The following is a 21571-nucleotide window of genomic DNA, read 5'->3' as shown; positions in this document are numbered from 1 at the left end:
GTTCATCTCCCGGTGCTGGTGGTGGGCTGCGCGAGCCGGGCGCGCAGCTCGGCCTTGAGGATCTTCCCGGCGGGCGAGGTGGGCAGCGCGTCGACGACGTGGACGGCGCGGATCCTCTTGTACGGAAGGACGCGCTCGGCGACGAACGCCATGACGGCCTCCGGGTCGACGACCGCGCCCTGCCTCGGCACGACGAACGCGACCGGCTCCTCCCCGGCGCCCGGGACGGGCCGGGCGACGACCGCCGCCGCCCCCACGCCGGGATGGCCGTGCAGGACGTCCTCGAGTTCGCGCGGATAGACGTTGTAGCCCTTGTAGATGAGCATGTCCTTGGCGCGGTCGGCGATGAAGAGGAAACCCTCCTCGTCGACGTACCCGATGTCCCCGGTGCGCAGCCAGCCGCCGGCGAACTGTTCGGCGGTCGCGTCCGGCCGGTTCAGGTAGCCCGCCGTGACCTGGGGGCCGCGTACCCAGAGCTCGCCTGCCTCGTTCGGGCCGGGCGCGGCCGTGCCGCCGGCGACGGGGCGTACCCGCACCACGGTGTCGGACATCGGCAGGCCGACGCTGCCGGGCTTGCGCCTGGCGCTGCGCAGCAGCGGCGCGGCGGTGACCAGGCACGTCGCCTCGGTGAGCCCGTACCCCTCGCTGACCATCGCGTTGGGGAAGGCGGTCTGGAGCGCCTGGAGGGTGGCCGGGTCGATGGGGGCGGCTCCCGAGGAGATCACCCGGACCGAGGACAGGTCGCGGCCGCCGGGCGCGGGGCTGTCCAGCAACGCGTGCCACATGGCGGGGCTGCCGGTGAGGTACGTCGCGCGGTGGCGCTCGACCGCCTCCAGCAGCGACTCGGGAGAGAAGCGGCCGGTGAGCACGATGGTGGTCCCGCAGAGCAGCAGGAAGTTCACGTTGATGAGCGCGTGCGCGTGGAACAGGGGTGACACGAGCACCGTGACCGCGTCCCCCGGCCGCACTCCCGCGTCGTGCAGGCCGTGGATCGGGCGGAGCCGGACGTCGCCGTCCACGGTGTGGTCGATCAGGTGGGCGGCGCGCCAGGCGGTCATCTGGGTGACGTTGGCGACCACGTTGCGGTGCAGGACCCGCACGCCCTTGGGGACCCCGGTGGTGCCGCCGGTGTAGGCGATGTGCGCCACGTCGTCCGCGGTGACGGTGATCTCCGGCGGGACGGCGGCCCGGCCCGCGACGAAGTCCGCGAGGGCGACCACACCGTCGCCGGCCTGTTCCGTGGAGGGCGCGCAGGCGCTCGGCGGGACGACCACGATCGTCCGCAGGGCCGACTCCGCGCCGGCTTCGCGCAGCGTGGCGACGTGGGCGGGATGGCTGACGGCGAGGACCGCACCGGTGTCGATCAGTTGGGCGCGCAGGCCCGGCGCCGGTTGCAGCGGGTTGGCCGGCGACACGGCCGCTCCGGCGAGCAGCGCTCCGTAGTAGCCGACCAGGAACCACACGCTGTTGGACAGGTGCAGAAGGACGACGTCGCCGTCTCGGACGCCGGCGTCCCGCACGGCATGGGCGAACGCCGCGACGTGCTCGCCCAGCTCGGCGAAGGTGAGCCGCTCCGCTCCGTCGACGACGGCCGTCCGGTCGCCGTACAGCTGCGCGGCGGCGGTGAGCAGCTCGGCCACGGTCAGCTCGGGGTAGTCGAGCGAGGCCGGCATTCCCTCCGGCCAGTACGCGTTCACCGCACGACCCCCTCCGACAGCAGGTTCTCGATGTCCTCGGAAGTGTGTCCCAGCTCGGCCAGGATCGCACGGGTGTCCTGGCCGGGGACAGGCGCGGGCGCCGGCCGTCCGCAGGGGGTGCCGGCGAACCGGGGCGCGGGCGCGGGGTGGATCGCGCCCTCGGCGTCGGTGTAGAAGCTCTCCCGATCGGCGTTGTGGGGGTGCGCCGCCACCTCGTCCATGGTCAGCACCGGCGTGACGCAGGCGTCGACACCGGCGAAGCGCTCGGCCCACTCGTCGCGCGAGGCGTTCATGAACGCCTTCGCGAAGGTCTCCCGCATCGCGGGCCAGGTGCCCGGGTCCCGCTGGGCGGCGAGGTCGATCGAGCCGGCGACGCCGAGGACGTCCACCAGCCTGGCGAAGAAGGCGCTTTCGATGGCGCCGACGGCCACGTGGCGGCCGTCGGCGCACTCGTAGGTGTCGTAGAAGGGGGCGCCGCCGTCGAGGAGGTTCTCGCCGCGGCCGACGGTCCACGTGCCGTGCGCGTACCGGCCGTAGATCATCGACATCAGCAGGCCGGATCCCTCGACCATCGCCGCGTCCACGACCTGGCCGCGGCCCGACGTCCGCGCGTTCAGCACCGCGGCCAGCACGCCGAGGGCGAGGAGCATGCCGCCGCCCCCGAAGTCGCCCACCAGGTTGAGCGGCGGCGTGGGCGGCTGGCCGGGCCGGCCGATCGCGCCGAGGACGCCGGACAGGGCGATGTAGTTGATGTCGTGGCCGGCCCGCATCGCCAGCGGCCCGTCCTGGCCGAAGCCGGTCATGCGGCCGAACACCAGCCGCGGGTTGCGCTCGGCGAGCGTCCCGGGATCGAAGCCCAGCCGCTCGGCCACGCCCGGGCGGAAGCCCTCCAGCACCACGTCCGCGGTGTCGATCAGGGCCAGGACGACCGCGGCGCCGCGGGGGTTCTTCAGGTCGGCGACCAGCGATCGGCGGCCGCGGTCGAGCACCGGGTTCGGGCGCGCGTCCCGATCGGCGGGGCGGTGCACCCGGATCACCTCCGCCCCCAGGTCGGCCAGGACCATGGCGGCGAAGGGCACGGGGCCGATGCCGCCGAGCTCGACGACCCGCACCCCGGTGAGAGGACCGTTGCGGCTCATCGGCCGCGCCAGTTCGGGCGGCGCTTCTCCGCGAAAGCGCGAGCGCCTTCCTGGGCGTCCTCCGAGGCGAAGACGGGCTCGATGATCAGGCGCTGGCGGGTGAACCTCTCGGTCTCCGGCCACTGCTCGTGCTCCTTGATCACCCGCTTGCTGGCGAGGGTGGCCAGCGGGCCGTTCTCCGCGATGCGGGCGGCCAGGCCGAGCGCGGCCTCGAGGGCCTCGCCGTCCTCGGTGAGCCGGTTGACCAGGCCGATCTCGTACGCGCGGGCCGCCGTGATCATGTCGCCGGTCAGGGCGAGCTCCATCGCGATCTGCGCCGGGACGCGGTGCGGCAGGCGCAGCAGCCCTCCGGCGGCGGCGACCAGGCCGCGCTTGACCTCCGGGATGCCGAACTTGGCCGTCCGCGCCGCCACGACGAGATCGCAGGCGAGCACGATCTCGCAGCCTCCCGCGAGCGCGTAGCCCTCGACCGCCGCGATCAGCGGCTTCTTCGGCGGCGCCTCGGTCAGGCCGGCGAAACCCCTGCCCTCGATGCTCGGCCGCTCCCCGCGCAGGAATCCCTTCAGGTCCATTCCCGCGCAGAAGCAGCCCCCGGCCCCGGTGAGGACGCCGACGGAGAGATCGTCGCGGCGGTCGAGCTCGTCGAGCGCGGCGGCGATGCCCTCGGACACCGACCGGGTGACGGCGTTCCTGGCGTGCGGCCGGTTGATGGTGATGAGCGCGATGCGCGACTCGTGACGCACCAGCACGTCGTCGCCGGTCGTGCTGCTCTCCGTTGTCATCTGTCGAGCTCCCGAGTGGGCCGGGGGGCGGGTCGGCCGCGACGCGGCCATGGGCACACCTGACTGCATCATCACCGAGGCGGTGCACGCAAAGACCAGGCTGTGTATGGATCTATTGGCCAGACCTATGAGTGAAGGTCAGCCGCCAGGTCCGGCGATGCCCGTATCGTGCCGCTATGGACCTGCGGCTCGTCGCGTACTTCGTAGCGGTCATCGACCACGGCAGCATCACCAAGGCCGCGCAGGCGCTGTACATCGCGCAGCCCTCGCTTTCCCAGGCGATCCGCAGCCTGGAACGCCAGCTCGGCGCCCAGCTGTTCGACCGGTCCGGCCGCGGGCTCACCTTGACCGCCGACGGACGGGCGTTCGCCGGGCCGGCCCGGCAGATCCTGGCCGACGTCGAGAGCGCCAAGGGCAAGGTGCACGCGGTCCGGGACCTGGTCACCGGGCGCCTGGAGATCGCGGTGCTGTCGACGCTGTCCGCCGATCCGCTGCCGGAGCTGACCAGCAGGCTGCATCGGCTGCACCCGGGCATCCTGATCACCGTTCTCGATCCCGGCAGCTCATCCGGTGTCGAGACCGCCGTCCGGCAGGGGCAGGCCGAGCTGGGGCTGACGGACTTCCCGGTGAAGAGCGACCTGTTGCAGACCCGCGAGCTCTGGGAGCAGGAGATCGCCCTCGTCCTGCCGCCGGACCTGGCCGCCACGCTCCCCGATCCGGTCCCGCTGGAGGCGGTCGCCGACATCCCGTTGGTGCTGGAGTCCTCGGACCCGAGGGGCCGGACCGCCATCGACGACGCGCTGGGGCAGGCCATCGACTTCGTGGCCGTCGAGTGCGCGCACCGGCAGGCGATCTGGGAGCTGGTCATGCACGGCGCGGGCGCCACGTTCCTGCCCCGGCGGATCGCGGAGACGGAGCTGCGCAACGTGGTGGTGCGGTCCACGTCGCCGCAGGTCCGGCGTACGGTGCGGCTCGCGTACCGGCCGGGCCCCCTGTCCCCCGCCGCCACGGCGTTCCTGAACGTCGCGGCGGCCGTGAGCCGGCAGCGGCTGTCATAGGTTCGGCCTATCGGACGATGCGGCGTTCGCTCTTTGCGCCGCGCCTCCCGGGATGGTCGACTCTCAGCAGCGTGTCTCGGCCCGGATGCGAAGGAGAACCGACGTGAACAGTGCCTGGAGTTCGCCATCGGCCCACTCGGGGATGACGATCGGCGACCAGCTCGCCCGGCACGCCCGCTCCGTCCCCGACGCCGTGGCCCTGCGTATGGACGGGGTCGATCGCACGTACCGTGAGCTGGACGCGCGGGTCGACCGGCTGGCCAACGCCCTCAGGACGCGCGGCGTCGATCAGGGCGACCGGGTCGTGGTGATGACGTTCAACGGGCTGGAGATGGTGGAGGCCTTCTTCGCCTGCGCCCGGCTGGGGGCGATCTGCGTCCCGATCAACTTCCGGTTGCACGCCGACGAGGTGGCGTACCAGCTGTCCGACAGCGGGGCGGTGCTCGCCGTCGTCGAGGCCGGGCTGGCGGGGACCTTCGCGCGGGCGTGGAAGGACGTGCCGACGGTGCGCCACTGCCTGGTGGTCGGCGACGAGCCGGTCGCGGACATGGAGCGCTACGAGGACGCGCTGCGCGACGCGCCCGAGAGCGGCCCCGGCGTGGCGGTCGACCTCCACGCGCCCGCCTTCATCATGTACACCTCGGGTACGACGGGACGGCCCAAGGGCGCGGTGCTGACGCACTACAACCTCGTCATCCAGACCATGAGCAGGTTCGCCCATATCGGGGTGCCGGCCGACTGCCGGGTGTGGCTGATCAGCACCCCGCTCTTCCACATCGGCGGCCTGGCCGCCCTGCTGTCCAGCGTCCTGGTCGGCGCGCGGGCCGTGATCGCCAGGTCGGGCCGCTTCGACCCGGTGGAGACCGTGGACCTGTTCGAGCGCGAGCGCATCGCCTACTGCTTCCTCGTCCCCGCCCAATGGCAGGCGGTCTGCGACGTGCCGGGGATCGCGGACAGGGACCTGTCCGCGCTGCGGATCATCTCGTGGGGCGCCGCACCGGCGACGAAGGCCCTGCTGCGCCGGATGATCGAGACTTTTCCCGCCGCCAAGCTGCTGAGCGTGTTCGGCCAGACGGAAAGCAGCGCGGTGTCGACCGTGCTGCTCGGCGAGGACGCCCTGCGCAAGATCGGCTCGGTGGGGACCCCGCTGGTCAACGTCGAGGTGCGCATCGTGGACGAGCGGATGAACGACGTGCCGCGGGGCGAGATCGGTGAGATCGTCTACCGGGGGCCGTCGATCATGGCGGGCTACTGGAACAAGCCGGCCGAGACCGCGCAGGCCTTCGCCGGCGGCTGGTTCCACTCCGGTGATCTCGTCCGCCAGGACGAGGACGGCTACATCTACGTCGTCGACCGGCTGAAGGACATGATCATCTCTGGTGGCGAGAACATCTACTCCGCCGAGGTGGAGGAGGCCATCGCCGCCCACCCGAAGGTGGCGGAGGTCGCGGTGGTGGGCGTGCCGGACGAGCGGTGGGGCGAGACGCCGCTGGCCGTCGTGGTGCCCGCCGGCGCCCCGGACCCGCCGACGGCCGAGGAGATCGCACAGTGGTGCCGGTCCCGGCTGGCGGCGTACAAGGTGCCGCGGCGCGTCGCCGTGGTCGCCGAGCTGCCGCGCAACGCGAGCGGGAAGGTACGCAAGCACGAGCTGCGGCAGGCCTACGGGCCGGCGCCCGCCCGGGCCAGCTCGACGAACGCGCGGCCTGCCGGGGACAGCGCGGCGGAGTCGTACACCAGTCCGTAGGCCCGGCTGATCCGCGGCTCGAGGGAGCGCACCACGGCTCCCCGGGCCGCGGCGGCCTCGGCCATCGACCGCTCCAGAAACGTGGCGCCCACCCCGGCGAGGACGAAGGGCAGCCGCGCCTCGCGGTGCTCCACCACGACGGACGGGCTGATGGCGCGGCCCGCCGCCGCGACCGCCTGCTCGATCTCGCCGACCGCCAGGGAGCTGCCGCGCGGCACCGTGACGTGCGGGAGGTCCGGCAGCTCGGAGAGCGGCAGCGGATCGTCCAGCGGCACCGCCGATCCCGGCGGCAGGACGAGCCAGTACTCCTGCACCCCGAGCTCGCAGACCTCCAGGCCGGCGTGGTCCGTCGCGGGCAGATGGCAGACCACGATCTCGCAGTGCCCCTCCTTGATCAGGGAGGCCCCCATCGCCTCGTCGCGCAGGTCCCCGATCCGGATGGAGACCTTCGGGAACTGCCTGCGGAAGGCGCCGACCAGGGGTGCCACCGGATCGGCCGACAACGCGGGCATGGCGAAGATGTCCAGCCGCCCCCGCGGCCGTCCGGCCGCGTCGACGAGCGAGCCCTCCGCGGCGACGACATCACGCAGGATGCGGCGCGCGGGTCCCACCAGGCTGTGCCCGGCCGAGGTGAGCACCATGCCACGGCCGATGCGGTGGAACAGCGGGACGCCGAGCTCGCGCTCGAGCCCCTGGATGGCCTGCGAGATGGTGGGCTGGGCGACGTCCAGCACGGTCGCCGCCGCGTTGATGCCGTTGTGGTCGACGACCGCGAGGAAGTACTTGATCTGGTGCAGGTCCACGGCGTGACTGTATCCGGGCCCGCCCATGCGGTCGTTCAGCGCGGCGCCATGCGGATGGCGCCGTCGAGCCGGATGGTCTCGCCGTTGAGGTAGCCGTTCTCCAGGACCTGGCAGGCCAGCTGGGCGAACTCGTCGGAGCGGCCGAGCCGGGCCGGGTTGGGCACGCTGGCCTCGAGGGAGGCTCGCACGTCGTCGCGCAAACGGGACAGCAGGGGCGTGTCCATGATCCCGGGCGCGATCGTGCACACCCGGATCGACCTGCCGGCCAGGTCGCGGGCCGCCGTCAGGGTCATCCCGACGATGCCCGCCTTCGCGGCGGTGTACGGAATCTGGCCGATCTGGCCTTCGTACGCGGCCACCGACGCGGTCAGCACGATGGCGCCGCGTTCGCCGTCGATCTCGTCATGGCGGGCCATGCGGGCCGCGGCCAGGCGCAGGGCGTTGAACGAGCCGATCAGGTTGAGCCTGATCACCCATTCGAAGTCCTCCAGGGAACCGGGGTTGCCGTCCTTGTCCAGCAGCCTGAGGCGGCGGCCGGCGCCCGCGCAGTGCACGAGACCCCGGAGGCCGCCGAATCCGTCGGCCGCGTCGAGCGCCGCCGCGAACTGGTCCGCGTCGGTGACGTCCGCGGCTGCGAACCGGGCCGCCTCGCCGAGCTCCCCGGCGACGTCGGCACCGGCGGAGGCGGGCAGGTCGATGATGGTGACCTTGCCGCCCGCCTTGACCAGCCGCCGGGCCGTCGCCAGCCCGAGGCCGGACGCGCCTCCGGTGACGGCGAAGGACAGTCCTTCCACACGCATATGGTCAGCCCTCTCTTCAGAGCAGCAGTTCGAGGATGGTCGCGTTGGCCATGCCGCCCGCCTCGCACATGGTCTGCAGGCCGAAGCGGAGGCCCTGGTCCTTCATGTGATGGACGAGCCGGGTCATCAGGATGGCGCCCGAGCCGCCCAGCGGGTGGCCCACGGCGATCGCCCCGCCCAGGGGGTTGAGCCGATCGCCCGGGCCTCCGATTTCCGCCTGCCAGGCCAGCGGGACCGGCGCGAAGGCCTCGTTCACCTCGAAGGCTCCGATGTCGTCGATGCCCAGCCCGGACTTCTTGAGCGCCTTGGCGGTGGCCTCGATGGGCGCGGTCAGCATGATGACCGGATCGTCGGCAGCCAGCGTGGCCGTGTGCACGCGGGCGATCGGCCGCAGCCCTCGCGCCCGGGCGGTCTCGCTCGACGTGATGAGCAGGGCTCCGGCGCCGTCGGAGATCTGTGAGGCGTTGCCGGCGGTGATCACGCCGTCCTCGCGGAAGGCGGTCTTCAGCCCGGCCAGCGTCTCCACCGACGATCCGCGGCGGATGCCCTCATCGGTCCGCAGGACGCCCTCCACCGGAGCGAGCTGTCCGTCCAGCGCACCGGAGTCGACGGCCGCCGCCGCCCTGGCATGCGACCGGGCGGAGTATTCGTCGAGCCGCCGCCGGGAGAATCCCCACCGCTCGGCCATCATCTCCGCCCCGACGCCCTGGTTGAAGCCGGGCACGCCGTAGCGTTCGAGCACCTCGTCCGGGTACGGCCGGCCGTCCCGCGCGGCCGAGCCCATGGGCACCCGGCTCATCGACTCGGCACCGCCGGCGATCACGAAGTCGTAGTGCCCGGCGATGACTCCCGCGGCCGCGAAGTGGACCGCCTGCTGGCTTGAGCCGCATCGGCGGTCGACCGTCGTGCCGGGGACCGAGTCCGGCCAGCCCGCCGCGAGCACGGCGACCCGGCCGATGTTCCCGGACTGGTCTCCGACCTGGCTGACACATCCCCAGATGACGTCGTCGATCTCCACCGGATCCACTCCGGTGCGCTCGACGAGCGTCTTGAGCACGTGTGCGGAAAGGGTCGCGGGGTGAATGCCGGACAGGGCCCCATTGCGCTTTCCGACGGGGGTGCGAACCGCATCGACGATGACCGCGTCCCTCACGCACTTCTCCTCATGTACTGAGATGGATTCGCTGCTCGGAAGCCGCTTGCAGGAGCCGTTCGAATCAATCACACGCCGCGGGTCCGGCACAAAGCCCGGATTGCGATCAGGGGTATCGCCCATACCTATATGAGCCCTGTGCTTTCCGGCTGAGGGCCGGCCACAGCCTCCGCGTCATCGTGGCCGGCGACGACTACCCGGAGATCGACTCCGACGCCCCTGGCCGGCTAGGTCCGCCTGCGCGTGGGCCACGTCGGCACCGGGATGCGCCTCAGCACGGGGAAGAACGCAACGTGAGCGGCCTCACCTGGACCGGTCCCCCTTGTAGGACCGGGCACCATCGGCCGCCTGTGCCGCGGCGATCGCCTGCTCCACACGGTCATGCACGACCACGGCCTGCCTGGCGCCGGTGATCTCCAGCAGCCGGGCCGGCCTCGGATGCAGCGCGGCCACGTGCAGCACGGCGTCGTGTACCCGGGCCAGGGTGGCGGCGGCGAGCAGGACGGCCAGACCGGAGCTGTCCATGAAGGACAGCTCGCTCATATCGAAGATCAGGTGTTCGTCCAGCCGCCGGCGCGCCTGATCGATGTACGTCTCCAGCTCGGCGGAGGTGGAGGCGTCCACCTGGCCGGCCACGATGATCAGCGTGGCCCCGGTCAGGTGCCGGCAGGTGAGGTTCACTTGGACTCCCGGGGGAGGAGTTAGCGTGGCCGCTCCGCGCCATGGCGACGGCGTTGAGGCGTTGTGCCGTCGATGAAACACTAACGCCCGAAGCTAAATACCGGAAGGACAGTTCCTCAAAGGATCTTCAGGTAAGCACCTGCTCCTGAAGGAACCGACGACGTGCGGCCGGCCACATGCGCACTCGCAGCGGACACCGAGATCCGCTCGGCCGGCATGGCCTGGAAATGTACCGGCCCGGGGAGTGGCGCAGGCCCGGGCTCAGGTGCAGGTGAGGCGGGGTTCCGGCTGGTAGACCGTGGTGAACTTCTGCTTGCGCAGCGCCTTGCCGTCCTGCTTGAAGATGCGCCACACGTCGATGGTGAAACCCTCCGCGCCCTCCATGGCGATGCACTCCGGGTCCGACTCGGTCAAGGTCGGAAAGCCCTTGACGTTGTAGCGGCCGGAGCTCTCGGAGTCGATCTCGTACCGCTTGGTGCTCCAGAACTGCACCGTGATGGAGGTGCTGGTGTACGACGTCTTGATGAGAACCCCGTACGGCGAGTCGTTCCGCCAGCGGAAGTCCGGCTGCGGGAAGGACACCGTGGACTCCCGCCCGGCGGGGTAGCGGGAGATGTAGTACTGGTGCGCCCTGTGCTGGACGTCCTGGAAGCCGCCGAAGAAGACGGCGTTGAACATGGTGGTGGCGAACTGGGAGACCCCGCCGCCGACGTCGTTGACGAACCGGTTGTTGAGGATCATCGGCGCCTCGACGAAGCCACGCGCCTTGTCCCGCTTGCCGACCACGCCGTTGAGCGAGAACGTCTCTCCGGGCTTCACGACGTAGCCGTCGACGATGTCGGCGATGCGGTGGATGTTGGTCACGCGCGGCGCGCAGCACGGGTGGTTCGTGGTGAACGAGCTGACCCGCTCCTTGACGCCGAGCTTCCCGGCCAGCTCGGTGGTCACCCTGGGCTGGATCCGCTTGGTCGGGACGACGGCGCTGCGGTCGTCTCCGGTGAGGGCGCCTGAGATCGTCTTGCTGAGAGCGGTCGTGTCGATGCCCTGGCCGGTTCGTGCGGGGATCACCCGCGGCTTGCCGCCGGTGATCTTGAATGAGGCGTCCTTCGGCCGCTGGGCCGCCTCGACGAGTTGCTTCTCGAGGCCGGCGGCGAGGCCCCGGGCGTCGAAGGCCGCTCGTAGCGAGCCGCTGCCGTCGGGGACGAAGCGCAGCTGCGCGGCCAGGTCCGCCCGGGAGAGCTGGGCCTTCTTCGACCCGTTCGTCACGGTGAACGGGCGGGCGACCGCGGTGCGGGCCTCGGAGGCGGCGATCCGGCGTATCTCGTCGGCGGGCACCGAGGCGGGAAGCTGCCGCAGGAGGGCGTCGACCGGGTCGTTCGTCTTCATGAAGGCGGCCCGGACCGAGCGTGCCGTCCGAACCTGATCCACGGCTCGGCCGGGCTTCGGCAGGACGGCCTGCGGTTCGAGCCCTTTGTAGCGCACGCTGCCCTCTTTGGGCTTGCGGTCCACGGTCTTGGCGAAGGCGGCGATGCGGTCGTTCAGCCGCCGCTCGTCGGCGCGGACCACCGGTTCGAGCGTGCGTGCGCCGAAGATCGATCGGACGATCCCGGCCGGTGTCATGGCGCCGTCGAGCGCCTCGGCGACCGTGGCGCGCGCGTCGAAGGTCAGGCCGAGATCGCGCGGGGCCAGCGCCACGTTCTTGCCGGTCACCCGAACCCTGATCGGGCGCGCGGCGGCCGGGCCGAGACGCCTTTCCAGCAGCGACTCTGCCGCGGTGGGCGTGAGGCCGCCGATGTCGACGCCGGCGACGCGCGTGTCCGGCGGCACCTTGCCGGTCAGGAGAGCGGCGGGGACGGCATAGGCCAGCAGGAGGAGACCCAGGAGGCCGCAGGCGATCAGCGCCAGGCGAGGAACCCTGCCTTTGCCGGTCATACGCCTGCCACGGCGCATCAGCCGCTCGCCGGGCGGAAGACGACGGCGAAGTCCGTGCCGCCGTTCTCGCTGATCCGCACGCCACCGGTCGTGGCCGCGTAGACGCGTTCGGGCCGTGCGGCGTTGTCGGCGAGATCGATGATCTCCTCCTCGGCACCCTGGCGCCAGGTCGCGCCCTCGTCGACGCTCACCCGGACGCGGCTGGTCTGGCTGTCGTAGGCGTAGAGCGTGCTCCCGGCCGGCTGTAGAGCGTGGAAGCCGGCGGCGCCGCGCTCGGAGACAGTCTCCCACGCCACACCGGCATCTGTGGTACGAATCAGCCCAAAATGGGGCGGGGAGTCCGCAACACGCATTCCTCCCACGGCACGAAGTCTACTATCCATAGTCGTAGGTCAGAGCGTGAGGAGCGAGTGGCAGTGGTGGGCCAGGAAGGAGCTGAAGCCGGGCACCAGCGCGACCATCGCGGGACCGCCCAGCAGCACGGCGACCGCCGCCAGCCCGGTCAGCCGCTCGCGGCGGCCGAGGGGCGCCTGGGGATTGAGCATGCGGCGCACCCGCGCGATCGCCGTCTCGCCGCCTGCCCCCAGCGTGAACGCGGGCACGCGGCCGGTGGCCAGGCGGACCAGCGCGGCGGCGATCTGCGCGCGGGGGTGGCGGCGGGCGGCGACGTCGTCGGCCAGGAGCTCGATCATCCGGGCGACCTCCGTCCTGGCCCGCTCGAACAGCGGGACGCCGGGGAACGCCCTGGCCAGGGCCTCGGTGGCGGCGAGCACGAGATGATGGCGGCCGCGGAGATGGGCCCGCTCGTGCTCCAGGACCGCGGCGACCTGCTCTGGCGCCAGATTGCTCAGCGCGCCCGTGGTGATGACCATCTGGGCGTTGCGGCCGGGCAGGCAGTAGGCCAGCCGTTCGGGGTAGTCGATCACGACCGCGCCCAGCTCGGTGTCGCGCCGGCCGAGGAGGCCGAGCAGCGCCGCGTGCTCGCGCCGCTCCACGCCTGCCCTGAACAGCACGGCCGCGCCGCAGTAGGCCACCCTCGCCAGCACCGCGCCGGCCGCCAGCAGCGCCGCCGCGCCCGCCCGCGTCACCCCTGAGCCGTTGGTCAGCATGGCGGCGCAGGCCTCGAACAGCCCGGCCAGGCCGTGCCCCACGACCTCGGCGGGCACCGCGAAGGCCAGCGCAGCCAGCACGGCGGAGGCGACCACCGAGGCGGCCGCCGCCTGCCACAGCGCGATCGCCAGCCACGGCGCCCGGTCGGCCCAGCTCGCCGCCCGCCGTCCCAGCCTCGGCAGCCAGATCGCGGCGACGATCGTGTAGAGCACCAGGACGATGGCGGCGATCACGCTGACCTGCCTTTGTGCGGGAACACCTGCAGCGCCGCCTCGAGCGCCGCGGCCTCCTCCGGCGTGAGCCGTTCGAGGAAGTGCACGAGCGTGGCCGCCTGGTTGCCGCTGCCGGCCAGCGCGCTGCGCATCAGGTCGGCGGTGTAGGCCTCCTTCGAGGCGACCGGCTCGTAGACGTAGGCCCGGCCGACCGGCCGGCGCTTGAGCAGGCCCTTGGTGTGCAACTTGTCCATCACGGTCATCACGGTGGTGTAGGCGATGGCCCGCTCCCGCCGGAGGTCCTCCAGCGCGTCCCGGACGGAGGCCGGCCGGCGCCGCGCCCACATCCAGTCCATGATCGTGGATTCGAGCTCGCCAAGGCCGCGTATCATGCGGCAATCCTACCGGCGGTCGTAGTCATGCCGTAGCGCGTTCTCTGCGACTCACATGCCCCTCGCCCAGGCGTTCGGCCGACGCCGTTTCGGTACGGAATGTCGCGTTCAAGTCGCGATGTATCGTTTTCGTCGACTCGTATACTTGGCGCGTGCCGAAGCTGTGGAACGAGACGATCGAGGCGCACCGTCGCACCGTGCATGACGCGATCCTGGACGCCACGGTGGAGCTGGTGGCCGACCGGGGGCTGCTGGCGGTGACGATGTCGCAGATCGCCGAGAAGACCGGCATCGGCCGCGCCACGCTCTACAAATACTTCCCCGACGTTGAAGCGATCTTGCTGGCCTGGCACGGCCGCCAGATCGCCGCCCACCTTGAGCAGCTCGCCCAGGCGACGGAGCGCGAAGGCGACGCGGGGCGGCGGCTCGAAGCCATGCTGGAGGCGTACGCCGTCATCCACCAGCAGCGGGGACGGCACGACAAGCACCAGGCGTTCGGCCCCGACCTGATCGCGCTCCTGCACCGGCCGGAGGATGTCGGCCACGCCCAGCGCCGGCTGCACGACCTGCTGCGCGACGCGCTGGCCGACGCCGCCCGGGCCGGTCACATCCGCGACGACGTCGCGGCCGACGAACTCGCCACGTTCTGCCTGCACGCCCTGCAGGCAGCCGCCGTCCTGCCGTCCAAGGCGGCCGTCCAGCGGCTGGTCGCGCTCACCCTGGCCGGGCTGCGCGCACCCTGAGCCGGTTCAGCGGGCTCAGGCGGACGTGCCGGAGGGGGTCACGTCAGCCGGCGAGAGTGGTGGACGGCCGGGGGGCGCGACGCGTTTCCGGCGGTATCAGAGTGGGCCCATAGGTAAAGAATTGTGCTCGCAAACCCCTACCAGATAGGGGATTTCATGGCGTTCCCCCAAACCTGACTTGCACTGCCCTATGCGAATTGCTTACCTTTGAGGACTTGAGGCGCATAACCAGTGCCGCGCTTTGCGTGGCGTGTGCGTCCGATCTCGCCGAGACCGTGCTCGACCTGCGCAGGCATGAGGCCCGCAGAGCAGGCACGGCCGCCGAATCCGCGAAGAAGAAAAGCGGAACCGGGGACCCAATTCCGTTGGGGTGAATCGGAACATCCACATGGACCTTCCGTAGGGCACTTCCACGCCCGAACCCGTCAGCTAACCCGGTAGGCGGCATGGAAGCAAGGAGTAAATCTCAGTATGGCCAAGAACGTTCTTTCTCACGCCCTCAGCCCGATGAACATCTCGCGGATCGCGGTGGGAGCGGCTGTCGCCGCCGGCGCCTTCCTCGCCGGAAGCCCCGCCTTCGCCGCCGACGACACGGGTGACCGTGCCCCAGTCGCCGCGGCCGTCGCGCAGAAGCCCCGCCAGATCACCGCCGCGGCGGTGCTCAAGGTGGCCGAGTCCCAGGTGGGCGTGTCCGAGAACGCGGCCGGCGGAGGCACGCCGTTCCACCAGTGGTACATGTCCTCGCCTCGCGCGAAGGAGACCGTGGCCCGGGACGGTGGCAGCATCGGCTCCTACGCGAACGCCCCGTGGTGCGCCATGTTCGTCTCCTGGGTCGGTGAGAAGGTCGGCGCCCGGCCCACCGTCGGCTGGGACGCCTACACCGTCTCCTACGCCAAGTGGTTCGAGGAGAACGGCCGCTGGGGCACCACGGCCAAGCCCGGCGCCGTCGTCTACTTCTCCTGGAGCGGCAGCAAGGACCTCACCGACATCAACCACATGGGGTTCGTCGTGAAGGACAACCAGGACGGCACGATCTCCACGATCGAGGGCAACACCGGCAACGGGCGGGTGGAAGAGCGCATCCGGCCCACGTCGCAGGTCGTGGGCTACGGCTACCCGCAGTACCAGGGCTGACCGACGCATCACCGGGGCCGTCCGTCCCGCCGACATGGCGGGATGGGCGGCCCCGTCGGCGTTCAGGTAGGCGAGAGGTCTGCCCGACCGGTGCCGCCCTGAGACTGCCGTTGCACGGCCACGCTCAGGCCGGCTGGTAGTCACGCATGTAGCGAGAGACCCTGTCGGTGTAATCGCGCCACCGCTCGGGGATGCCGCCCGCCCGCTTCAGCGGGTCGACGCCGCTGCGGTAGAGGGCGGCGAGCTTCAGCGCGGGCTCGCCGGGCAGATCCTGGACCCGAGGGCCCAGGGTGCACATGAACCGCCCCATGGACACGATCGACAACTCGGGGCTGAGCGGCGGCGTGGGCTTCGGGCTCTGCAGTCCACCCGGCTGCCAGTGCCACAGCACCTCGGGCGTCCACCTGGCGATGCCGTACTCGTTGTTCCCCGGATCGGACAGGCCGGGGTCGTAGCCCGACTCCGCCTTGAGCATCGCGGCGATCAGGGCGGGGCTCAGGCCGGGCTGCTCGCAGTACGTGCCCGCCTGCACGATCAGCCGGCGATACCGGCGGGGGATGTCGGAGTCGTCGCGCAGCCAGGTGCTGGCCTCGGCGCTCGCGGGCGGCGGGCTTGTCGTGGCGTCGGCGCCGCCGCCGGGCGAATCGGGGGTCTGGGCGCTGTTGACGACCACCGCTGTGACGGCCGCCGCGGCCACGACGGCCGCCGCCGTGCCGCCGGCGATCGCCATCCGCCGCGTCGGCCTACGACCCTCGCGCGGCCGCTCCACCTCGGCCGGGCCCTCCCCGGACGGGGCCTCCCCGGACGGACCCTCCTCAGACGGACCCTCCCCGGACGGGGCCTCCCCGGACGGACCCTCCTCAGACGGACCCTCCCCGGACGGGCTCTCCGGCAGGGTGACGGTCGACGACGACAGGGCCGCGGCGTAGCCGGCGGCGTCGGCCCAGCGCGCCTCCCTGTCGGGATCCAGGGCGCGCATCACCGCGGCGTCGATCGCCTCCGGCACCTCGGGCCGCAGCGCGCTCGGCGGCACCCGCCGCTCCGGCTTGGCGGGCACCTGGCCGGTGAGCATGTGGTACGTCAGCGCCCCCAGGCCGTGCACGTCGGCGCGCGCGTCCGGCGCCCCGTCGAAGTAGAGCTGCTCGGGGGCCTGGTAGCCGGGTGAGCCCGCGGGCAGCGTCAGCCCGCTCAGGTGGTCGGTGGACCTGGCGATGCCGAGGTCGGCCACCATCACCCGCTCACCGCCCTCGGGCCGCGAGCAGAACAGCACGTTGGACGGCTTCAGGTCGCGGTGGACGACCCCGATGCTGTGCAGCACGGCCACGCCCTGGCAGATGCCGCGCATCAGGCGGAGCGTCTCGTCGACGGTGAGCGGCCGCCCGGCCAGGCGCTCCTCCAGGGTGCCGCGGTCGGCGTACGTCATCACGAAGTACGGCCTGCCGTCGTCGAGCTCGCCGATGTCGAAGACCTGCACGAGCAGATGTGAGTCGGCCCTGCGCAGCAGCCGCGCCTCCTGGATGAAGCGCTCGCGCACGCCGGTCTGACGGGCCCAGTTGTCCGCGAGGATCTTGACCGCCACCGGCGAGCGCAGCTCGTCGTCGTGGGCCAGGTGGACGGAGGCGAAACCCCCGACGCCGATGAGCTGCTCGATCCGGTAACGACCTGCGTGGGAAGGAGCCGTCATTCAGCTCATCATGGCCGATGGTCAGGGGTTCGTCCACGTGCCCTGGCAGCTACCAGGTTACGGAACCGCCCTCCGCCCCGCACGATCGACGCAGCGACACCGAAAAGGGGAGGGAAACATCATGAGCATCCGACGGGCCGCGATCGCCATGTCCTTCGCGCTGGCGGGTCTCGCCGCCGCCGCTCCGGCCGCGCAGGCCGCCGCGGGAGACACCCAGCCGTGTGGCAAGCAGTACCAGCACAACGGCCTCACGGTCCAGAACTGTCCCGACTGGTCGCCGAGCGGGAGCATCCCGGTCCACGCGTCACCGGCGAAGGGCAAGATCGTCGGCTACATCAACCCGTCGGGGGCCGACTGGTACCTGTGTCACAAGCCCGGCGCCGGCTACCAGCTGGGCGGCTACCGCAACTACTGGTGGGCCTCCACGATGGCCGACAACAACAAGTGGGGGTACGTCAACGAGGTCTACTTCCGCGGCGGCGGCAACAACGAGCCCGACTCCGGCCTGCGCACGTGCCGCGGCCCTGGGGGCAAGCCGCTGCCCGAATGACCTGGACACCTTCACCGGCATGCGAGTAGGGTCCCGCCGATGCACAGCACGATCTTGATCCAGATGGCGGCTGCGCCGACCGACGACCGGCCGTACTCGCTGGAGCTCGCGCCCGGAGAGCAGGCGTTCTTCGGGCGCGGGACACCCGGCTCCCCTGTGGACATCATGCTGGACGACCCCGCGGTCTCCCGCCGGGCCGGCAAGATCGTCGCAGTGGGCGACTACTGGCTGCTCTCCAACCTCAGCACGTCGAAGACGTACGTCGTGGAGAACCCGGAGGGCGGCGGGGAGTTCGTGAAGGTACCGCCGGGCCGCATGGGCGCGCCGATCCCGTTCGAGTTCTCCCGGGTGAGCCTGCCCGCGGTCGACGGCACCGTCTCGTTCCTGGTGTTCGCGCCGCAGCACGTGCATGTGCCGCCGCTCCACGCGGACGGCGGCGAGGCCACGCAGGTCGCCTACCCCCTCGACCGGAACGCCAAATACTTCCGCATCCTGGTGGCGCTGTGCGAGCCGCGCCTGCGCGACCCGTCGACGTCACGCATCCCGACGATTCCCGAGATCATCGAAAGGCTCCCCGACCTGGGGCTGAGCCGCACCGCCATCGGCTTCCACATCGGATACCTGGCCGAGAAGAAGCTGCACGTCAAAAGCCCGCAGGGCGGCGAGGGCAAGGCCGACTGGCAGCGCCACGCGCTGGTCTCCCTCGCGCTGAGATTCGACCTGGTGACCAGCGAGCACCTCGCCCTGCTGCCGATGCCCGGCCGCTGAGCGCCGCCCGACCGGCCTGCCATTTCGGGGGCCAGGCCGAAGGCGCGGCGCGTGTGGGCCTTCCTGCCGCATCTGCCGTGAGGTAGTCAAGGAGGTGACCCCACGACCCCTCGGGAGGAATCCGATGCCGTACATCGAGCTGGGCAACGACGCTCCGGGCATCACCGGGCTGTTGCGGTACCGTCCCGAGACCGGCAGGGTGCTGAACGAGCTGGCCGAGGTCCTGCTGCGCGGCGACAACACCCTGTCGCGGGGCGAGCGCGAGCTCATCGCCTCGTACGTCTCCACGCTCAACGGGTGCCGCTTCTGCGCGATGTCCCATGGTGCCTTCGCCGCCGCCCAGCTCTCCGGGGGTGAGCCGGTGGTCGCCCACGCCTGCTCGGCCCCCGACACCGCCCCCATCTCCGGCAAGCTACGGGCCTTGCTGCGCGTCGCGGCGGCCGTACAGCGGAGCGGAGCCGCCGTCAGCCCCGAGGACATCGCGGCAGCCCGGGAGGCCGGAGCCACCGACGTCGAGATCCACGACACGGTCCTGATCGCCGCCGCGTTCTGCATGTACAACCGCTACGTCGACGGCCTGTCCACCACCGCACCCGACGACCCCGCCCTCTACGCCCGGCGCGCCTCCCACATCGTCGCCCACGGCTACCTCCCCCTCTCCGCCTCCCCGTGAACCCGGCGTTTCCAGCGCCCATCGCCCGTTCATGACGGCCGGACCGCCGTTCAAGACGCTGTTGCTCTGGCACAGGAGCCGGGCGCTGAACGCTCCGGGCCTTGCGCGCGTATCTCCACATGAGCTGGTATGACCGTCCGTTATTCCGGACAGTACGTCCAGCTCACCGAGGGGTAAATGCCGCGAACAGGCAAACCAGCCTCTTCGCTTCTGTACTATTTCGCCCCGGGTTGGAGATATACGAGGAGGCTTCGTAGTGGCAGCGCCGAGATGGGTTGGGCGAACAGCAGTGGCAGCGGCGCTGGCCTTGGCCGCAGCGGTCGCGAACCCTGGCAGCGCCGCCGCCGATCCGTCGCCCGCCAAGGCCAGGGCCAAGCTGGTGAAGCTGAACGAGCAGGCCGACCAGATGGTCGAGCGGTACAACCAGGCCACTGAGACCTTCAAGAAGGCCAAGAAGAAGTTCGACGTGCTCAACGCCGAGCTCGCCAGCAAGAGCACGCAGGTGGACGACCTGCGCCAGGACCTCATCACCGCGGCGGTCAGCGACTACCAGAACGGCGCCTCCCTGGGGTGGCGGCGGTTCGTCGGCGAGGGGAGCCCGGAAGCGCTGCTGAGCGGCATGGCCTCGCTCGATCAGATCGCGCAGGACAGGGCGGCGAAGGTGCGGGCCTTCGAGAAGTCGACCAAGGACCTGCGCGATCGGCGTAATGCGGCCAAGAGCGTGCTGGCCGAGGCCGAGACCGCGCGCGACAAGGTACGCGGGGAGAAGACGAAGGTCGACAAGCTGGTCGACCAGCAGACCAAGCTCCTGCGCAGGCTGGGCTCCTTCAACGCCGGCAACCCCAACAGCGTGGGCATCAAGTACACCGGCCCGGCCTCCGGCAACGCCCGCCTGGCGCTGCAGTTCGCCTTCGCCCAGGTCGGCAAGCCCTACCGGTACGGCGCCACGGGACCGGACTCCTTCGACTGCTCCGGCTTCACCCAGGCCGCCTGGCGTACCGGAGGAGTCGAGCTGCCCCGCACGACCTACACCCAGTGGAGCTGGGGCGCCGATCGCCGCGTCCCCCTGACCGCGCTGGAGCCCGGCGACCTGCTCTTCAGCAAAGGGCTGGGACACATGGGCATGTACGCGGGCAACGGGAAGATGGTCCACTCGCCCCAGACCGGAGACGTCGTCAAGGTGGTCGATCTCGACGACTACTGGCGCAACCGCCTGCTCGGCGCGATCCGCCCCTGATCCCGTCCCGATGGCCGGGCTGGACCTCGCCCGCCGCTCTGGCCGGTCCCGGCGGGGAGCTGCTTGAAGACCCCCGCGTCCGCGAGGCGTACCTCGGATAGCGATGGGTGAACGGGCGCGCCGTCGTCCCCTCCCGGCAGGGCTTTGTCTCATCACTTGACGGACAGCATGCGGCCCTTGTACATCGGGTGCTTGGTCTCCCAGTAGCGCCAGCCTTCCACTTTGGCCGGCACGTTGGCGATGCCGGAGGTGACCTTGACGTGGCGGCACGTGCGGAGCACGGACCAGGCCGACCAGCCGATGCGGTAGCCGAAGACGCGGTACCACATATTGCCGTACATTCCCTCGCTGATCTCGCGGGTGTAGTCGTGGCCGCTGAAGACCTTATGCCGCTCTTCGAGGTGGACAATTCCCTCCCTTCGGAAGGCGCGGATCACCTCTTCGGCGGTGATCTCGGTCTCACCCTCGGTGCTGGTCTTGGTTTCACTCTCGGTGGTGGAAGCGGTGTCACTCCTGTTAGTGGAAGCGGTGTCACTCCTGTTAGTGGAAGCGGTGTCACTCCTGTTAGTGGAAGCGGTGTCACTCCTGGTGGTGGTCTCGGTTCCACCGTCGGTGGGGATCTCGGTTGCCTGCGTGGTGGTGGTCTCGGTTCCCCGCTCGGTGGTGGTCTCGGCTCCCCGCTCGATGGTGGTCTCGGCTCCCCGCTCGGTGGTGTTCTCGGCTCCCCGCTCGGTGGTGTTCTCGGCTCCCCGCTCGGTGGTGTTCTCGGCTCCCCGCTCGTCTCTGAACTCCTTTCGCCGATCTTTCTCGGTCTCGAGGAATGCGAGTACTTCGTGCTCCCGCGTGACCGACACCGTCATCTCGCCGCCGGGGCCGTCGATGTAGCGGGTGCGAGGAATGAAGAAATTCCGGGGGGACAGGCGGTGCCTCTTGATGAAGAGGCGCGGCTCGCACCACCCGTCGCGCTCATCATCCGCCCGCACCGGCGGGGTCAAGGTCGCGACCAGGGCGAGCGAAAGAGAGCCGCTCAGGGCCGCCCGCAACGCGTGACGTGCTTTCGGATGGACAGGAGTGGCCGAGGATTCTGAATGGAAAATGGGCGTGAACAAAGTCTGGTTCCTTTCAGAATACGAATCCCCAACGAGACCCGCATGGCGTCTACAGGTTTACATCCGGCCTGAATGACGCCACAACGCCACACCGAAGCCAAATTTCCCGTACCGGAAAAGAATCGGTGAAGAATTGCCCATCTCCGGCTCGCGTGATCGCGACCGCTTCC

Annotated in this window: 21 protein-coding genes and 1 riboswitch; of the genes, 8 read left to right on the top strand and 13 right to left on the bottom strand. The window is 70.9% G+C overall.

Annotation, left to right across the window (positions count from 1 at the left end; translation table 11 throughout):
* Positions 1–2: 2 nt before the first annotated feature.
* The 3 genes from EJK15_RS04890 to EJK15_RS04880 are packed head-to-tail and all read right to left on the bottom strand — an operon-like array spanning position 3 to position 3618.
* Positions 3–1697 (bottom strand): class I adenylate-forming enzyme family protein, encoded by a 1695-nt coding sequence (locus tag EJK15_RS04890; protein WP_206060654.1) that lies wholly within the window; start codon positions 1695–1697, stop codon positions 3–5.
* Positions 1694–2836, bottom strand: a complete 1143-nt coding sequence (locus EJK15_RS04885; RefSeq protein WP_138709153.1) for a CaiB/BaiF CoA transferase family protein — start codon at positions 2834–2836, stop codon at positions 1694–1696. The genes EJK15_RS04890 and EJK15_RS04885 overlap by 4 nt, the downstream gene beginning before the upstream one ends.
* Positions 2833–3618 carry a crotonase/enoyl-CoA hydratase family protein gene (locus EJK15_RS04880; RefSeq protein ID WP_138709152.1) on the bottom strand — a complete coding sequence of 262 codons (786 nt, stop codon included), beginning with the start codon at positions 3616–3618 and terminating at the stop codon, positions 2833–2835. The genes EJK15_RS04885 and EJK15_RS04880 overlap by 4 nt, the downstream gene beginning before the upstream one ends.
* A gap of 176 nt (positions 3619–3794) precedes the next feature.
* Between EJK15_RS04880 and EJK15_RS04875 the strand changes: the two genes are divergently transcribed.
* Both EJK15_RS04875 and EJK15_RS04870 read left to right on the top strand, forming a co-directional pair.
* Positions 3795–4676 carry a LysR family transcriptional regulator gene (locus tag EJK15_RS04875; protein ID WP_138709151.1) on the top strand — a complete coding sequence of 294 codons (882 nt, stop codon included), beginning with the start codon at positions 3795–3797 and terminating at the stop codon, positions 4674–4676.
* A gap of 103 nt (positions 4677–4779) precedes the next feature.
* The gene (locus tag EJK15_RS04870) at positions 4780–6420 is read left to right on the top strand and encodes a long-chain-fatty-acid--CoA ligase (protein WP_240776776.1); all 1641 of its coding nucleotides are present in this window, start codon (positions 4780–4782) and stop codon (positions 6418–6420) included.
* Here the strand turns inward: EJK15_RS04870 and EJK15_RS04865 are convergent.
* The 8 genes from EJK15_RS04865 to EJK15_RS04830 all read right to left on the bottom strand — a co-directional run bounded on the left by EJK15_RS04865 (position 6336) and on the right by EJK15_RS04830 (position 13503).
* A complete protein-coding gene (locus tag EJK15_RS04865) occupies positions 6336–7223 on the bottom strand; it encodes a LysR family transcriptional regulator (protein WP_138709150.1) in 888 nt (295 codons plus the stop codon). The genes EJK15_RS04870 and EJK15_RS04865 overlap by 85 nt on opposite strands.
* 35 nt (positions 7224–7258) lie before the next feature.
* A complete protein-coding gene (locus tag EJK15_RS04860; RefSeq protein ID WP_138709149.1) occupies positions 7259–8023 on the bottom strand; it encodes an SDR family NAD(P)-dependent oxidoreductase in 765 nt (254 codons plus the stop codon).
* 16 nt (positions 8024–8039) lie between these two features.
* The gene (locus EJK15_RS04855; protein ID WP_138709148.1) at positions 8040–9176 is read right to left on the bottom strand and encodes a thiolase family protein; all 1137 of its coding nucleotides are present in this window, start codon (positions 9174–9176) and stop codon (positions 8040–8042) included.
* A 303-nt stretch (positions 9177–9479) separates the two neighbouring features.
* Complete coding sequence (locus EJK15_RS04850) at positions 9480–9857, bottom strand: STAS domain-containing protein (RefSeq protein WP_171074120.1); 378 nt, start codon at positions 9855–9857, stop codon at positions 9480–9482.
* A gap of 261 nt (positions 9858–10118) precedes the next feature.
* Positions 10119–11789, bottom strand: a complete 1671-nt coding sequence (locus tag EJK15_RS04845) for a VanW family protein (protein WP_171074119.1) — start codon at positions 11787–11789, stop codon at positions 10119–10121.
* 17 nt (positions 11790–11806) lie between these two features.
* A complete protein-coding gene (locus EJK15_RS04840; protein WP_138709145.1) occupies positions 11807–12085 on the bottom strand; it encodes a hypothetical protein in 279 nt (92 codons plus the stop codon).
* A gap of 96 nt (positions 12086–12181) precedes the next feature.
* Entirely contained in the window at positions 12182–13132 is a 951-nt protein-coding gene (locus tag EJK15_RS04835) for a M56 family metallopeptidase (protein WP_138709144.1), read from the bottom strand.
* The gene (locus EJK15_RS04830; RefSeq protein WP_240776775.1) at positions 13129–13503 is read right to left on the bottom strand and encodes a BlaI/MecI/CopY family transcriptional regulator; all 375 of its coding nucleotides are present in this window, start codon (positions 13501–13503) and stop codon (positions 13129–13131) included. Before EJK15_RS04830 ends, EJK15_RS04835 begins: the two co-directional genes overlap by 4 nt.
* Before the next feature lie 152 nt (positions 13504–13655).
* Here EJK15_RS04830 and EJK15_RS04825 point away from each other — a divergent pair, with 152 nt between their 5' ends.
* Both EJK15_RS04825 and EJK15_RS04820 read left to right on the top strand, forming a co-directional pair.
* Positions 13656–14246 (top strand): TetR/AcrR family transcriptional regulator, encoded by a 591-nt coding sequence (locus EJK15_RS04825; protein WP_138709143.1) that lies wholly within the window; start codon positions 13656–13658, stop codon positions 14244–14246.
* A gap of 309 nt (positions 14247–14555) precedes the next feature.
* Positions 14556–14705, top strand: a riboswitch (cyclic di-AMP (ydaO/yuaA leader).
* Positions 14706–14717: 12 nt separating this feature from the next.
* Positions 14718–15380 (top strand): CHAP domain-containing protein, encoded by a 663-nt coding sequence (locus EJK15_RS04820; protein WP_138709142.1) that lies wholly within the window; start codon positions 14718–14720, stop codon positions 15378–15380.
* Between the two features lie 124 nt (positions 15381–15504).
* Here EJK15_RS04820 and EJK15_RS04815 read toward each other — a convergent pair whose 3' ends face one another.
* Entirely contained in the window at positions 15505–17064 is a 1560-nt protein-coding gene (locus EJK15_RS04815; RefSeq protein WP_138709141.1) for a serine/threonine-protein kinase, read from the bottom strand.
* A gap of 121 nt (positions 17065–17185) precedes the next feature.
* Between EJK15_RS04815 and EJK15_RS04810 the strand changes: the two genes are divergently transcribed.
* From EJK15_RS04810 to EJK15_RS04795, 4 genes are all read left to right on the top strand, one after another.
* Positions 17186–17614, top strand: coding sequence for a hypothetical protein (locus EJK15_RS04810; protein ID WP_138709140.1), 429 nt, complete (start codon positions 17186–17188; stop codon positions 17612–17614).
* 39 nt (positions 17615–17653) lie between these two features.
* Complete coding sequence (locus EJK15_RS04805) at positions 17654–18382, top strand: FHA domain-containing protein (RefSeq protein ID WP_206060653.1); 729 nt, start codon at positions 17654–17656, stop codon at positions 18380–18382.
* Positions 18383–18506: 124 nt separating this feature from the next.
* Positions 18507–19055 (top strand): carboxymuconolactone decarboxylase family protein, encoded by a 549-nt coding sequence (locus EJK15_RS04800; RefSeq protein ID WP_138709139.1) that lies wholly within the window; start codon positions 18507–18509, stop codon positions 19053–19055.
* A 289-nt stretch (positions 19056–19344) separates the two neighbouring features.
* The gene (locus EJK15_RS04795; RefSeq protein WP_240776774.1) at positions 19345–20292 is read left to right on the top strand and encodes a C40 family peptidase; all 948 of its coding nucleotides are present in this window, start codon (positions 19345–19347) and stop codon (positions 20290–20292) included.
* A gap of 152 nt (positions 20293–20444) precedes the next feature.
* Here EJK15_RS04795 and EJK15_RS04790 read toward each other — a convergent pair whose 3' ends face one another.
* Complete coding sequence (locus tag EJK15_RS04790) at positions 20445–21335, bottom strand: hypothetical protein (RefSeq protein ID WP_138709137.1); 891 nt, start codon at positions 21333–21335, stop codon at positions 20445–20447.
* Positions 21336–21571 lie beyond the last annotated feature (236 nt).

Origin of the sequence: Nonomuraea basaltis (assembly GCF_005893125.1) — a bacterium.
In the GTDB taxonomy this organism is placed as follows: Bacteria; Actinomycetota; Actinomycetes; order Streptosporangiales; family Streptosporangiaceae; genus Nonomuraea; species Nonomuraea basaltis.
Note: the sequence above shows the minus strand (reverse complement) of the source record. Positions and strands in the feature narration are given on the sequence as shown.

Excerpts from the sequence above, each read along its gene's own strand:
- EJK15_RS04830 (WP_240776775.1), bottom strand. The coding sequence starts at position 13,503 with ATGATACGCGGCCTTGGCGAGCTCGAATCCACGATCATGGACTGGATG.
- EJK15_RS04820 (WP_138709142.1), top strand. The coding sequence starts at position 14,718 with ATGGCCAAGAACGTTCTTTCTCACGCCCTCAGCCCGATGAACATCTCG.
- EJK15_RS04875 (WP_138709151.1), top strand. The coding sequence starts at position 3,795 with ATGGACCTGCGGCTCGTCGCGTACTTCGTAGCGGTCATCGACCACGGC.
- EJK15_RS04880 (WP_138709152.1), bottom strand. The coding sequence starts at position 3,618 with ATGACAACGGAGAGCAGCACGACCGGCGACGACGTGCTGGTGCGTCAC.
- EJK15_RS04805 (WP_206060653.1), top strand. The coding sequence starts at position 17,654 with ATGCACAGCACGATCTTGATCCAGATGGCGGCTGCGCCGACCGACGAC.
- EJK15_RS04885 (WP_138709153.1), bottom strand. The coding sequence starts at position 2,836 with ATGAGCCGCAACGGTCCTCTCACCGGGGTGCGGGTCGTCGAGCTCGGC.
- EJK15_RS04860 (WP_138709149.1), bottom strand. The coding sequence starts at position 8,023 with ATGCGTGTGGAAGGACTGTCCTTCGCCGTCACCGGAGGCGCGTCCGGC.
- EJK15_RS04815 (WP_138709141.1), bottom strand. The coding sequence starts at position 17,064 with ATGACGGCTCCTTCCCACGCAGGTCGTTACCGGATCGAGCAGCTCATC.
- EJK15_RS04810 (WP_138709140.1), top strand. The coding sequence starts at position 17,186 with ATGAGCATCCGACGGGCCGCGATCGCCATGTCCTTCGCGCTGGCGGGT.
- EJK15_RS04845 (WP_171074119.1), bottom strand. The coding sequence starts at position 11,789 with ATGACCGGCAAAGGCAGGGTTCCTCGCCTGGCGCTGATCGCCTGCGGC.
- EJK15_RS04800 (WP_138709139.1), top strand. The coding sequence starts at position 18,507 with ATGCCGTACATCGAGCTGGGCAACGACGCTCCGGGCATCACCGGGCTG.